Source organism: Salipiger pentaromativorans (assembly GCF_024721115.1).
GTDB lineage: Bacteria > Pseudomonadota > Alphaproteobacteria > Rhodobacterales > Rhodobacteraceae > Salipiger > Salipiger pentaromativorans.
Map to the genome: position 1 here is coordinate 327,089 of NZ_JAMDHK010000002.1, position 12,174 is coordinate 339,262.

The window sequence follows — 12,174 nt, forward strand, 5'->3', positions numbered from 1 at the left end:
TCAGGAGGCTTCGCGCGGGGCGCGAAGCGCCTCGAGCCGGCGGCGGAAGCGCGGTGCGTCGAGCCGGGTGGTGACGTTCTGGCAAAGCGCCTCTGCCAGCGCCATCCGGTTGTCGGCTTCGAGCCGGGCCAGAAGTTTGCGCAGATAGGGCGCGTAATCGCGCCGGGCCCGCAGCATCCGCGCAAAGCTCAGCGTATCGAGCCGGTCCTCGGCGGCGGCGGCGAGAATCGGGATCAGAAGATCGAGGTCGAGCAGATCGCCCTGCAGCGCGCTGCCCATGAAGGGCAGGCGGAAGCGCGTCACGTTGCGGCGCTCGAACAGCGCCGAATGCATGGCGTCGAACCGCTCGTGCGGGTCGTAGAGCACATAGCCCTGCTGCGCCGCGTCCAGCATGTCGGGCGCATAGCCGTAGCGCGAGGTAAAGGTCAGGCGGCGCATCTCGGTAAAGCGGTCGTCCCATTCGGTGACGCGCGGATCGAGCGTGGCCTGCGGTTGCAGCATCACCACGCGGGCGCCGGGGGAGGCGACGGAATAGGCGCCGGCGGCATAGCCGCAGGGGCCGGCGCCGTAGAACAGCACGGTTTCGAACTCGTCGAAGAACCCGTCATCCTGCAATTGATCGAAGAACCCATAGACCTGGGCGTCGCGGAACCAGGTGTCGCGGGCCGAAATCACGCTCAGCGAAGACCAGCCCTTTTGCGCGGCAAGCTCCCAGCCCAGCGGTGTCGCGGTGTCCGAAAGCGCTTCGATCCCGGGCAGGGATTCGAAGCTCACCAACAGGGTGTCGCCGCGCTCGATGAACACCGCGTGATGGCGCTTGCCCAGAGGTTCGGTGAATCCCTCGGTCTCGCCGATCTTCGAGATTGCGTTGATCCACTGACCCCGCGGGAGTCCGGTGAGATCGACCGTCGAAAGGTCTGTCTGATCCTGCATTGACGCCTGCCATCCTGAAACACCGTGCTTTGCACACGTTTGATTGCCAGAAACAATGCCTGGGGTTTAGGGCGGAATTGTGCAGAAAGCGGGGAAACTTTCGCGACCCGGCGCCGGGGCTCAGTCTTCCCGTGCCCCGGCGGCCTGGGCCTGGGCGTTGCGGGCGCGGTTGGCGTGACCGTGCAGCAGCCGCGCCGCCTGCGGCGAGAGCGGCTGGCTGGGGGGCGTCATCATCAGGCGCCCGAGCAGCGCGCGGAAGGGCTCTTGCAGCATCAGCGCCTCGAACCGGGCCTGGCGCCAGGCCACCGCCGCATCATGCAGCGCCGCAAGCTGGGGGTCGGCGGCCAGCGCGGCCCGCTGCTCGGCCACCCGGGGCGCGAGCGCCAGAACCGAGCGGTCCTCGACGCTGTTGAAATTGCGCTCGACCCAATAGTCGAGCCCGAGCATATGATCGGAATGCACTGCCCGGCCGCGGTCGGCCTTGAGCACATAGCTTTCCATCGCGCCCAGCGGGTAATGGTTGAGCTGCGCCAGCGCATAGTTCGACCGACCGTAGTTCGAAAAGATCCGGCGGGTGCGGAACTGCCCATCCAGTTCCCGGCCCTCGCCATCGAACCAGCGCGCGGTGTCCACCCGGTCGGGATCCGGGTTGCGCGGGCGGTGAACGCCCAGCTTCCGGTAGAGGCCGCTGTTGCGGTAGAGCGTCTTGAACATGGCCGCGCGCCAGGGCCAGGACATCTGCACCGGCGCGGCGCGGAGAAACTGCTCGGTCACCGGGCGGTCCTGATAGCGCAGCACGCCGGCATTGCCGAAGAGACGCCAGGTCAGCGTGATCGCGTCGGCATCGGGCAACGCGGCGAGCAGCGCGGGCAGGGTGCGGTCGCCCACATGCACATTGACGAACTCGTCCACGTCGAGCGGCAGCAGCCAGTCGGCCGCTGCGACCGCCCCGCATTTGTCGGCCAGCTTCAGCCCGGTGAACTGGATGCCACCCTGATCGTAGGGGCCGTCGTTGCGGATATGGGTGACATGGCCCAGCTCGGCGAGACGGTCGAGCAGCGCATCGGTGCCGTCGTCGCAATCGTTCGACAGCGCCACCACATGGGTGATGCCGCAGACCAGATGATGCGCCAGCCAGTCGAGCAGGAAGGCGCCCTCGTTCCGGACGCAAAGAACCGCGACGATGGTCAACCGTTTACCAGCCTTTCCTGAAGGTGACGACCTTGGCCTCGGAGGCTTTGGGGAAATAGGTCAGCCCGGCGCGCTGCATGGCGTCGAACACCGCCTGAACGCCGCTCTGGCCGATCCATTGCGGGTGCAGCTCGATCACCGCGCAGCGCAGCGACGACCAGTCGCCCGCGGGGATCACCTCGGCCTCGGCGCCCTCGATGTCGCAGACCAGCACGGTCGGCGCCACCTCGGCCAGCACCGTGTCGAGCCGGTGGCGGTCGATCTTCACCGTCTCGACCACCGAGGCGGGATCGGCCTCGCGATCCATCGAGGAGCCGAGGAAATTCGCCCGCACATGGAAATCGACCGGATCGCCGCCCTCGGCGGTCAGCAGCGCGTTGCGGACCTCGACATTGCCGACCTCATTGGCCGCGTGCACGCGCTTGATATAGGGGATCAGCGCCGGGTTCGCCTCGTAGCTTACCACGCGCTTGACCTTCTTCTTGACCGACAGCAGCGTCGACATATAGCCGATGCCGCCGCCCAGCTCGAGCACCGTGTCGCCGGCCTGCACCACGCGCGAGACCGCGTCGCATTCCTTGCGCTCATAGGTGCCCTCGCGCAGCGCGCCGCGCACGCGCCCGGTGGTGAGCTGCGGGTGTTTGGGGATCAGCAGCCCGCGCGACTTGATATAGGGGCTCTTCGGCGCGCTTCCGTCCATGGGATCAGCTTTCCAGATCGAGGGCGAGGGCATAGGCCACCCGCTCGGTTTCCGTCAGGCGCAGGGCAAGCGCCTGCTGGTAGAGGTCTTCGAACTCGGGTGTGGCGTGCAGCTCCTCCGCCTTGGCGCGGTGCCAGGCAAGGCCGTGGTCGTGCCAGGCTTTCAGTTCCGGATCGGCCAGCAGCCGGTCGTATTCGGCGCGGACGCGGGGGATGTTGCGCTTGATGGTGATGTCCCGGACATCCGACCAATCCATCCGGATCCAGTAGTTGAGCCCGATCGAACGGTCCACATGCAGCGCGCGCCCGCGCTGGCGCTTGATCAGAAAGCTCTCGGCGCTGCGCAGGGCGTAGTGGTTGAGCTGCAAGAGGTCGTAGCCGATGGTCTTCTTCGAGCTGCGCCAGCCGTTCCTGAGCACCTCGCTTGTCATCTCGACGCCCGAGCCGTTGACCCATTTCACCCTGTCCTCGAACCCCTCCGAAAGCTTGTTGGGTCGGTGGCAAGAAATCTTCCGGTAGGCGCCGATGTTCCGGAACATCGTCTTGAAGCCCCAGACCGTGTGCGGCTTGGGGCAGTATTTCGGGGCACAGGTGTCGAACTGGTCGATGACGAACCGGTCCGCAAGCGCCGCAACCCCGTTATGACCGAAGAGCCGCCAGGTCATCGCGACATTGGTCGCGTCCGGCACCCGGGCGAGGAAATCGTCCAGCGTGCCGTTGCCGCAGCGCACGTTTATGAACTCGTCCACGTCGATATGGATGATCCAGTCGGCGTTCTCGATGACCGGCTCCTTCAGCGCGTTGTCGAGCGCGTGCTGCTGCGGGGAATTGCCCGTCCAATCGTCGTTACTGCGGTGCGATAATACCCCAATCTCATCGAGGCGGTTGAGAAGTTGGGTTGTCCCGTCCTCGCAACCATTTGTATAAATGAGGAAATTATCAATACCGATGGCGCGGTGGTAGGCCACCCATTCCAGGATATAGGGCGCCTCGTTCTTCATGCAGCCGACGATGACATTGCCGCTGCTGCCGTCTGGCAGGCGGCGCGGCTCCATGGGGGTATAGGCCGCCGCCAGCGCCTCTTCGTTGACGCTGCCCAGCCTGTTATGCGGCGCGAAAGCCGACCTCCGGAGCTTTTCGAAGTTCTTTTTTGCAAGCTCTGGCATATACTTGCGCGCCGAAGGTGATAAATCGGTTTCGGTGGGCGCGGGGGCTTCGAGCCGAATGTCGGGTGCCGGCGTAGAGCTGGCGGCGGGCAGAGAGGCGAGATCGGCGGCCTTGGCCGCCATCTCTTCCTTGGTGGCCTGGGCGATGCGCCAGCGGAAGGCCATCAGATATTGCGTCGCGCGGAACCCCTGTCCGGGATCGGCGTCTTGCCAGCCGGGGGCCGGGGCGTCGGGGGCGAGCCGCGCCGGGTCGAGCCCGGGATGGGTTTCGGCCAGCGCGGCGAGATCGGCCGCGAAGCGTTCGGAGACCGCGCTCAGGCTGCCGGGGTCGATGGGCGCGCCCTGAATCTTGATCTCGCCGAGAAACTTGCGCCAGAGCGGGCGCGGCACGATGGCCTTGCGCTGCGCCAGAAGCCGCAGGATCACGTCATTCATCTGCCGGCAGCGCGCCAACCAGGCCGCAGAGGGCGCCTGTGGCGGGGTTTCGGCGTCGGCCTTGCCGATGTTTTCGCGGATCCCGAAGGCGGCCCGCAGCACGTCGGTGGCCTCTTCGCTGTAGAGACGGGGCAGGTCGAGACTGCGGAACACCACAGCCCCCGCGCCGAAAGCCGCCTCCCATTCCGTCTGTAACCGCCTGAAATCCAGCCAGAAGGGTGCGCCCTGGATCTCGCCGAACTGCCCCAGCAGAGGGTCGGGCGCAGGCCGGGTGGCCAGTGCGGCCTGCCACCAGTCCGGCTGCGCGAGGATTCCCAGCTCTTGCGCCAGCGAGGCGCGGCGCCCCTCCATGAGCTGCGCGGCATAGCGGCGAAGCAGCATCCGTGCGGGATCGTCGAGATGGGCGACGATGGCGATGTCTTCAGACAGAGGTGAAAGAAGAGACTTCAGTCGCTTGAATTCGCTGAAAGAAGACAAAGAAGAGCCAAGCTGATGCGCCGACAGGATCAGCGTATCGGGCTGCGCCTGCGCCACTTCCTGCGTCAATTGCCGCAGCAACTCGTCGCGCAGCGCGGCCTGCTTTGCCGGAGCGATGAAGCCACGGTTGAAGCGCAGGGAATCCACCGCCGCCGGATCGGAGACCGCCATGAAAAGCCGGGTGTGGTTCTTTGCGCCGGGCGCGCGCGGATACAGCACGCCCTTGCCGCGCAACTGCTCGCGCTTGGCATTCAGCACCCGTTGCAGCCGGTCCGAGGACGGCCCGTCGGGCCCGATATGCACATGGATCTTCATGCCAGACCTTTCGCGGGCATTGCCTTGTTCTCGTTGGCCTTGCCCCACCAGGGGATCTCGATCCCCAGATGCGCCGAGAGGCGCCGCGGCGCCTCGGGATCGGCGGTGTCGTATTCCAGAAACCGGGGGTCGCCCTCGAAGATCCGCCGGAGAAAGGCGTAATGCGCGGCGATCCATTGCATGCGTTCCAGCCGCGTCTCGCCATAGCCGCGGGGAAGGCCGGGGATATTGCCGCGCGGCAGCCGGTCGGTGCCCAGATCGGACCAGCGCAGCATGGAATGGGCGGTGGCCTCGGGGTCGCGCCAGGAGGCGACGAACCGCAGTTCGGGATGCCGTTGGCGCAGCGCCTCGATGAGACCGAAATCCGTCTGCGGCCAGAGGCAGAGCGTCTTGTTCAGCACCGAGAGTTCGGTCAGCGCGTCGAAGGCGCCGAGCCGCTCCAGCGGATCGCCCGTCGCGAAATAGCCGTCGTAGAGATGACGCGCGACAAAGCTCCCGGCAATCGTCTTGTCGGGACAGGAGCGCCGCCGCAGCCGGTAATCGGCCACCCGCAGCCCGGCATGTTCCAGTGCCACGCCCAGCGTCGTGGTGCCGGTCTTGGGCAGTCCGAGATTGATGACGCGCAGGCTCATGACGCCAGCCCCAGCTCCTGCCGCAGTTCCAGCTCTCCGGGCGGGTAGGGCGGCAGCGCGGCGAGATGCGCGCGCATCTCGGCATAGGCGGGCTGTTCGAGCAGCGCCGCCAGCTTGTCGCGATGCCGCCGCACCGAGTCCGCGTGCAGCGCGCCGATCTCGCCCCGCTTCATCTTGGCCAGCGCGGCGGTCAGGGCCGGCAGGTGCCGCTGGATCGAGCGGTCCTCCCAGGCCGGGTCGTTGCGTTCGCGCCAATAGGTGTCGTCGAAGACGCGCCCCTCGCGGTTCACGTCGCCACGGTCGTTCTTGACCAGATAGCTGTCGAGCGAGCGCAGCGCATAATGGTTCAGCGTGGCGAAGCGGCGGGCGCCGGCGGCGGGAAACTTGCGGATCCGGCGCGGATTGGCGGCGACCAGAAACTTGTGCGGCACCGGGCGGCCCGACCCGTCTGTCCAGGCGGGGCGCCTGTCCTTGTCGAGCGTGTCGCGAAAGAACGGCCGGTGCGCACCGAAATAGTGCAGCGGGAAATCCCCGCGCACGAGCGTTTTGACCTCGATGGCGGTTTCCGCGCACCACAGATCGGGATTGTGCGACCGGGGAAACTGCGCGATCACCGGTCGGTCCTCATAGCGCTCGATCCCGCCATTGGCGAAGAACTGGAAGCTCACCGAAATCGCCTGCGGGGTGCCGCAGGCCGCGATCAGCGCTGGGATCGTGTGATCGCCCACATGGACGTTGAGGAACTCGTCCACATCGGCCACCCAGACCCAGTCGGCCCCGGTCACCACGGGCTGTTTCGCCGCGTGTTTCAGCGCCTCCATCTGGTAATTGCGCCCCTTGGCGGGGTTCGGCAGATGCACCACGCCGTAATCGCCCAGCGCGTCGAGCAGCCGGTCGGTGCCATCGCTGCAATCGTTGGAATAGATCAGGAAATCGGTCACGCCCAGCAGGCGGTTGAAGGCGATCCATTCCAGCAGGAAGGGCCCCTCGTTCTTCACGCATGTAACGGCGGTTATGCGCATGTCTGCGCCCCCGCGATCTGCTTCGTCATGGGCCTGCCCGGTCCGCCTGTTGCGCCCGGAGGTTGCTCCTCCGTGGTCGTTCCATATCCTCAAATCATCGCATCTCGGTTACGGCCCGTCAATCTTTGCCTCGGCGTCGGGACTGTCTGGCGCAGGCGCGATCCGATGATAGGTTGCGACTTACAGGCTATTGACCGGCGCGGCGCGGGCGGGCAAGCCGGAGGGCAAGAGGAGAGGCCCATGCAAATTCCGAATTCCATCGACGCGGTGCAAACCCGGCTGTCGCAGACCGGGTATGTCTGCGGCCGGTCGCTGGCCACCGTCGTCTTCCTGTCGCTCAAGCTCGGCCGGCCGCTGTTTCTGGAAGGCGAGGCGGGGGTCGGCAAGACCGAGATCGCCAAGGCGCTGGCCGCCTCGCTGGGGCGACGGCTGATCCGGCTGCAATGTTACGAGGGGCTGGACGCGGCAAGCGCGGTCTACGAGTGGAACTTTCCCGCGCAGATGATCGCCATCCGCACCGCCGAGGCGCAGGGCAATGCCGACCGCGAGATCCTTCAGAAAGAGCTGTTCGGCCCGGATTATCTGGTCGAGCGGCCTTTGTTGCAGGCGATGCGGCCTGACGCCAACGGCGCCCCGGTGCTGCTCATCGACGAGCTGGACCGCACCGACGAACCTTTCGAGGCGTTTCTGCTCGAGGCGCTTTCGGATTTCCAGGTGACGATCCCCGAGCTGGGCACCATCGCCGCGCCCGAGCCGCCGATTGTCGTGCTGACCTCGAACCGCACCCGCGAAGTGCATGACGCGCTGAAGCGGCGCTGCCTATATCATTGGGTCGATTACCCGGATTTCGAGCGCGAGGTCGAGATCCTGCACGCCCGTGAGCCCGGCGTCGCCGAACAGCTCTCGCGCGAGATCGTGGCCTTTGTGCAGGCGTTGCGCACCGAGGATATTTTCAAGAAGCCGGGGGTTGCCGAGACCATCGACTGGGCGAAATGCCTGCTGGCGCTCGATGTGGTCGATCTGTCGCCCGAGGTGATTTCGGACACGCTGGGCGCGATCCTGAAATATCAGGACGATATCGCGAAAATTCAGGGCTCGGAGGCCGCGCGGCTGCTGAAAGAGGCGAAAGCGTCATTGGAACCGGGCTGATCTGGTTGCAGAATAGCCGCGATGGGGCCATGTGACCCCGAAGAGTTGCGGAAAGGCGGCATGGCCATGGCAAAGCCCCCATCGGGAAAAAACACCTCCGGGCGCGGGCAGCGCGACCTGAAGGTCAAGGTCAAGACGGCGCGCGGGCGCAAGCTCAGCTCGACGCGCTGGCTGCAACGGCAGCTCAACGACCCTTATGTGAAGCGCGCCAGGGACGAGGGGTTCCGCGGCCGCGCGGCCTTCAAGATTCTGGAGCTGGACGAGAAGTTCCATTTCCTGAAGCCCGGCGCGCGGGTGGTCGATCTCGGCTGTGCGCCGGGCGGCTGGTGCCAGGTGGCGGTGCCCCGGGTGAATGCGCTGGGGGAGAAGAAGAACAAGCCGCAGGGCTATGTTCTGGGCGTCGATCTGCAAGAGGTGCTGCCGGTGCCGGGCGCCGAGATTCACCAGCTCGATTTCATGGAGGACGGCGCCGACGACAAGGTCAAGGCGTGGCTCGGCGGCAAGGCCGATGTGGTGATGTCGGATATGGCGGCGGCCTCGTCCGGGCACAAGCAGACCGATCACCTGCGCATCATCGCGCTTTGCGAGGCGGCGGCGGAGCTGGCTTTCGACGTGCTGGAAGAGGGCGGCACCTTTGTTGCCAAGGTGCTGGCGGGCGGCGCCGAGCAGGGGCTTCAGGCGCTGCTCAAGAAACGCTTCGATAAGGTGGCGAATGTAAAGCCGCCGGCAAGTCGTTCGGATTCTTCGGAAAAATTCGTGGTCGCGACAGGGTTTCGCGGCTAACCTGTCAGAGCGCGGGCGGATGGCGGAACGAAGCCGCAGCCTGCGCCTGAAAGGCCCGTGCGAAATGCGGCGATACGACCCGTTCCTCGACAAAATCGTTGGCGTCTTGCCGGTCGTGCTGGCGGATCAGATCGAACAGCCGCGCGCGCGGGGCCGCCGCGCCGGGCCGCTCCGCGGCGGAAGGCGAAGGGGCCACACGCCGAAGGGCGGTGACGGTGACGGGCAATTGCCTGCGCATGGGTGATCCTCCTCCGGGCACGATGGCCCAACAGCCTTGCTATCGGGTAAATGCGGCGTGCTTAGAGCCGGAATAGAGCGAAAATGGGGAAATCGCGCCTCTTGCGCCGCCCGTCCGGCTGCCGCAGTCTGATGCCGGACGAGCAGCGGGGCGGACGGACGGCGATGAGCGTGATCCTGTGTTATGGCGACAGCAACACCCATGGCACCATGCCGATGCGGGTGGCGGGGCTGTCCGAACGGCATCCGCGCGCGCAGCGCTGGCCCGAGGTCATGGCGCGCGCCCTGGGGCCCGATCATCAGGTGATCTCCGAGGGGCTGCCTGGGCGCACCACCGTGCACGACGATCCTGTAGAGGGTGGAGTGAGAAGCGGTATCAAGGTGTTGCCGGCCATTCTTCACAGTCACAAGCCGATTGATCTGGCGATCCTGATGCTGGGCACCAACGATCTCAAACCACGCTTCTCCGTCACCGCCTACGAGATCGCGCGCTCGGTCGAGCGGCTGCTGCTGGCGATCCGGGCCGAGGGCGTGACGCGCGGCGAGATGATCGTCTGCCCGCCGCCGCTGCGCGAAACCGGCACGCTGCGCGATGTCTTTGCCGGCGCCGAGGCGCGCCAGGCCGGGTTCGAGACGCATCTGCGGGCGGTGGCGGCGCGCCATGGCTGCGATTTTGTCGCGGCGGGGGCGCATGTCGCGGTTTCTGCGGGGGACGGGGTGCATTGGGAGGCCGCCGGGCACGAGGCGTTCGGCGCGATCATGGCAGAGGCCGCGCGCACTGCGCTGGACAGGTTGCGGTGAGGCGGCGGCTGGCGCTTGTGCTACTGCTCGGGGCCTGCGCCAAGGTGCCGGCGCTGCCCGAGGTGACGATTCCCCTGCGCAACCCCACCGCGCCCGTCGCCAGCCAGGCCGATGCCAGTGCCGCGCGGCTGCGGGGCGACTGGGTGGTGGTGCAGGGCGCCGGGCTCGCACCCGGAACGCGGCTGCGGTTTTCCGACAGCGCCATGGCGCTGGACGGTGTCGTGCTGCCGATGACGGGGCACGGGGCCGGGCGCTTCGAGGTGGCGGGCCAGCCGCTCTGGGTACATTGGCTCGATGCCGATGACCGGACGGCAGCTCTGGGCGATCCCGGTGGCGCGCGGGTCTGGATCATGGATCGGCGCGGCTCCCCCGGAGAGCGGCTGCGCGCCGCGCGGGAGATTCTCGCATGGTACGGCTATGATCTGCGCCGGATGGCGGGCGACTGACCCCGGCCTGTCGCCGTCTTGCGATGAATTATGCGGCAGCCCGGGCATTCCCTTGCGTCAGCACGCGAAAAACGCTCGCAACCGACTGCGCCTTCACGCAAAACTTGTCCCCAGGGCGCGGGGAGAGGTGCCCGGGAACATGAAAAAGACCGAATGACGCGAGACTTTTCACGGCTTTTCAAACCGCGCTCGATCGCTTTGATCGGGGCCGCGGCCTGGTGCTCGGGTGTGATCGCGAATTTGCGCGCGATGGGCTTTGTCTGGGACATCTGGCCGGTGGTGCCCGGCGAAAGCGCCGTGGACGGGGTGCGCGCCTTCGAATCCATCGAGCGCCTGCCGGCGCCGCCGGATGTGGGGTTTGTCTGTCTCGACGGCGCGGAGGCGGTCACGGCGGTTGCGGCGCTGGCGCGCAGGGGCGCCGGGGCGGCGCTGTGCCAGGGCATGGCCGATCCGGCCGCGCTGGCCGAAGCGGCGGGGCGGATGCTGCTCTTGGGCCCCGGCTGCCACGGCTTCGTGAGCGCTATGGAGCGCGCCGCGATCTGGGAGGGCCCGTTGGGGCTGCGCCCGGTGAAACGCGGCGTGGCGCTGCTGGCGCGCAGTGCCAGTCTCGCGCAAAGCCTGTCGATGCAGCGCCGGGGGCTGCCGATCGCCTGTGTGGCGGTGGCCGCGCCGGGGCCGGCGCAGACCGGCATGGCGCGTCTGGGTGCGGCGCTGCTTCAGGACGACCGGATCACTGCGCTGGGGCTTCAGGCCGAGGATCTGGGCGATCCGGAGGCGTTTCTGGCGCTGGCGCAGGTGGCGGAACGGCTGGGCAAACCGGTGATCGTGCTGCGCGCCGGCGAAGAGCCGGGGGCGGCGGCGCTGATCGCGCGCGCTGGTATGGCGCGGGTCCGCAGCCCCGAGGCGCTGCTCGAGGCGCTGAAGATCCTGCATGTGATGGGCGCGCTGCCGGCGAATGCGCTGGCGGCGCTGTCCTGCTCGACCGGCACGGCGCAGCTTGTGCGCGATCTGGCCGCCGCGCAGGGGCTGCGCTTTCCGCCGTTTTCCGAAGCCCAGCGCCGCGCGCTTGCCGACGATCTGGGTCCGGGCGTGGCGCTGGAGAATCCGCTCGATTGCAGCGCCGCCGTGGGCCGCCCGGCGCCGCGCATGGCGCGGATCTTTGCCGAGGTGATGTCGGGCGGCGCGGTGCTGACGCTTGCGGTGCTCGACTGCCCGCGCGAGGACCGCTGCGATGACGAGACCTGGCAGCGCGTGGCCGAGGCCGCTGCGGCGGCGCGGGCGCGGGTGGGCATGCCGCTGGCCATGATCTCGACCCTGCCCGAGGGCCTGCCCGAAGCGCGGGCCGAGGCGCTCATGGGGCAGAGGCTGATTCCGCTGGCCGGGCTTTCGGCGGCGCTCGAGGCGCTGGCCGCCTGCGTCGCGCTTGGCGGGCCGCTGCGGCGTCCGGCGCCGCTCTTCATGCCGGCGCAGGGCGCCGGGGCCGGCCTGCCGGCGCCCGATCCGGCGCAGGCGGCTGCCACGCTTGCGGCGCAGGGGCTCGAGCTTTTGCCGCCGGGGACGGAGCCGGAGGGCCCGGCGCTGGCGCTGCACCTCTCCGCCGACGCGGCCTATGGCTATGTGCTGACCTTCCGCATGGGGGCGACGCAGGTCTCGGGCCTGCTGCCGCTGCGCCGCGAGGAGGCCCGGACGCTGCTGTCCGGGCTGCCGCTCTCGGAGGAGGATGTGGCGGCGGTTGTTCCCGCGCTGCTCTCGGTGCAGGATTACGTCATCGCCCAGAAAGGGACGGTGGCCGAGCTGGAGCTCGGGTTCCGCCCGGGCTCGCGCGGCCGGGCACTGGCCAGCGGGTTGCGCATTCGCGCGGCGGGCGGCTGAGGACGCAGACAAAGGA

12 protein-coding genes are annotated in these 12,174 nt (G+C 67.7%); 5 read left to right on the forward strand and 7 right to left on the reverse strand.

Annotation, left to right across the window (positions count from 1 at the left end):
- The 6 genes from M4578_RS04750 to M4578_RS04775 all read right to left on the reverse strand — a co-directional run bounded on the left by M4578_RS04750 (position 1) and on the right by M4578_RS04775 (position 6,870).
- Positions 1-933 carry a phosphoadenosine phosphosulfate reductase gene (locus M4578_RS04750; protein ID WP_258092292.1) on the reverse strand — a complete coding sequence of 311 codons (933 nt, stop codon included), beginning with the start codon at positions 931-933 and terminating at the stop codon, positions 1-3.
- A 120-nt stretch (positions 934-1,053) separates the two neighbouring features.
- A complete protein-coding gene (locus M4578_RS04755; RefSeq protein WP_258092293.1) occupies positions 1,054-2,124 on the reverse strand; it encodes a glycosyltransferase family 2 protein in 1,071 nt (356 codons plus the stop codon).
- A 4-nt stretch (positions 2,125-2,128) separates the two neighbouring features.
- Positions 2,129-2,824: an FkbM family methyltransferase gene (locus M4578_RS04760; RefSeq protein WP_258092294.1), complete on the reverse strand. Its 696-nt coding sequence runs from the start codon at positions 2,822-2,824 to the stop codon at positions 2,129-2,131.
- Positions 2,825-2,828: 4 nt separating this feature from the next.
- Positions 2,829-5,216 carry a glycosyltransferase family 2 protein gene (locus M4578_RS04765; RefSeq protein WP_258092295.1) on the reverse strand — a complete coding sequence of 796 codons (2,388 nt, stop codon included), beginning with the start codon at positions 5,214-5,216 and terminating at the stop codon, positions 2,829-2,831.
- Entirely contained in the window at positions 5,213-5,848 is a 636-nt protein-coding gene (locus M4578_RS04770) for a sulfotransferase family protein (protein ID WP_258092296.1), read from the reverse strand. Before M4578_RS04770 ends, M4578_RS04765 begins: the two co-directional genes overlap by 4 nt.
- On the reverse strand, positions 5,845-6,870 hold the full coding sequence (locus M4578_RS04775; protein ID WP_258092297.1) for a glycosyltransferase family 2 protein: 1,026 nt from the start codon (positions 6,868-6,870) through the stop codon (positions 5,845-5,847). The genes M4578_RS04770 and M4578_RS04775 overlap by 4 nt, the downstream gene beginning before the upstream one ends.
- Before the next feature lie 240 nt (positions 6,871-7,110).
- Between M4578_RS04775 and M4578_RS04780 the strand changes: the two genes are divergently transcribed.
- Together M4578_RS04780 and M4578_RS04785 are read left to right on the forward strand one after the other, a co-directional pair.
- A complete protein-coding gene (locus M4578_RS04780) occupies positions 7,111-8,019 on the forward strand; it encodes an AAA family ATPase (RefSeq protein ID WP_258092298.1) in 909 nt (302 codons plus the stop codon).
- Between the two features lie 66 nt (positions 8,020-8,085).
- Positions 8,086-8,802 carry an RlmE family RNA methyltransferase gene (locus tag M4578_RS04785; RefSeq protein WP_258092299.1) on the forward strand — a complete coding sequence of 239 codons (717 nt, stop codon included), beginning with the start codon at positions 8,086-8,088 and terminating at the stop codon, positions 8,800-8,802.
- Positions 8,803-8,806: 4 nt separating this feature from the next.
- Here the strand turns inward: M4578_RS04785 and M4578_RS04790 are convergent, their stop codons facing one another.
- A complete protein-coding gene (locus M4578_RS04790) occupies positions 8,807-9,040 on the reverse strand; it encodes a hypothetical protein (protein WP_258092300.1) in 234 nt (77 codons plus the stop codon).
- A 164-nt stretch (positions 9,041-9,204) separates the two neighbouring features.
- On the opposite strand from M4578_RS04790, the gene M4578_RS04795 reads away from it, so the two are divergent.
- The 3 genes from M4578_RS04795 (at position 9,205) to M4578_RS04805 (ending at position 12,158) form a co-directional block, all read left to right on the forward strand.
- Positions 9,205-9,840 (forward strand): SGNH/GDSL hydrolase family protein, encoded by a 636-nt coding sequence (locus tag M4578_RS04795; protein ID WP_258092301.1) that lies wholly within the window; start codon positions 9,205-9,207, stop codon positions 9,838-9,840.
- Positions 9,837-10,286, forward strand: a complete 450-nt coding sequence (locus M4578_RS04800) for a lipocalin (RefSeq protein WP_258092302.1) — start codon at positions 9,837-9,839, stop codon at positions 10,284-10,286. The genes M4578_RS04795 and M4578_RS04800 overlap by 4 nt, the downstream gene beginning before the upstream one ends.
- A gap of 153 nt (positions 10,287-10,439) precedes the next feature.
- Positions 10,440-12,158 (forward strand): CoA-binding protein, encoded by a 1,719-nt coding sequence (locus tag M4578_RS04805; RefSeq protein WP_258092303.1) that lies wholly within the window; start codon positions 10,440-10,442, stop codon positions 12,156-12,158.
- The last annotated feature ends 16 nt before the right edge of the window (positions 12,159-12,174 follow it).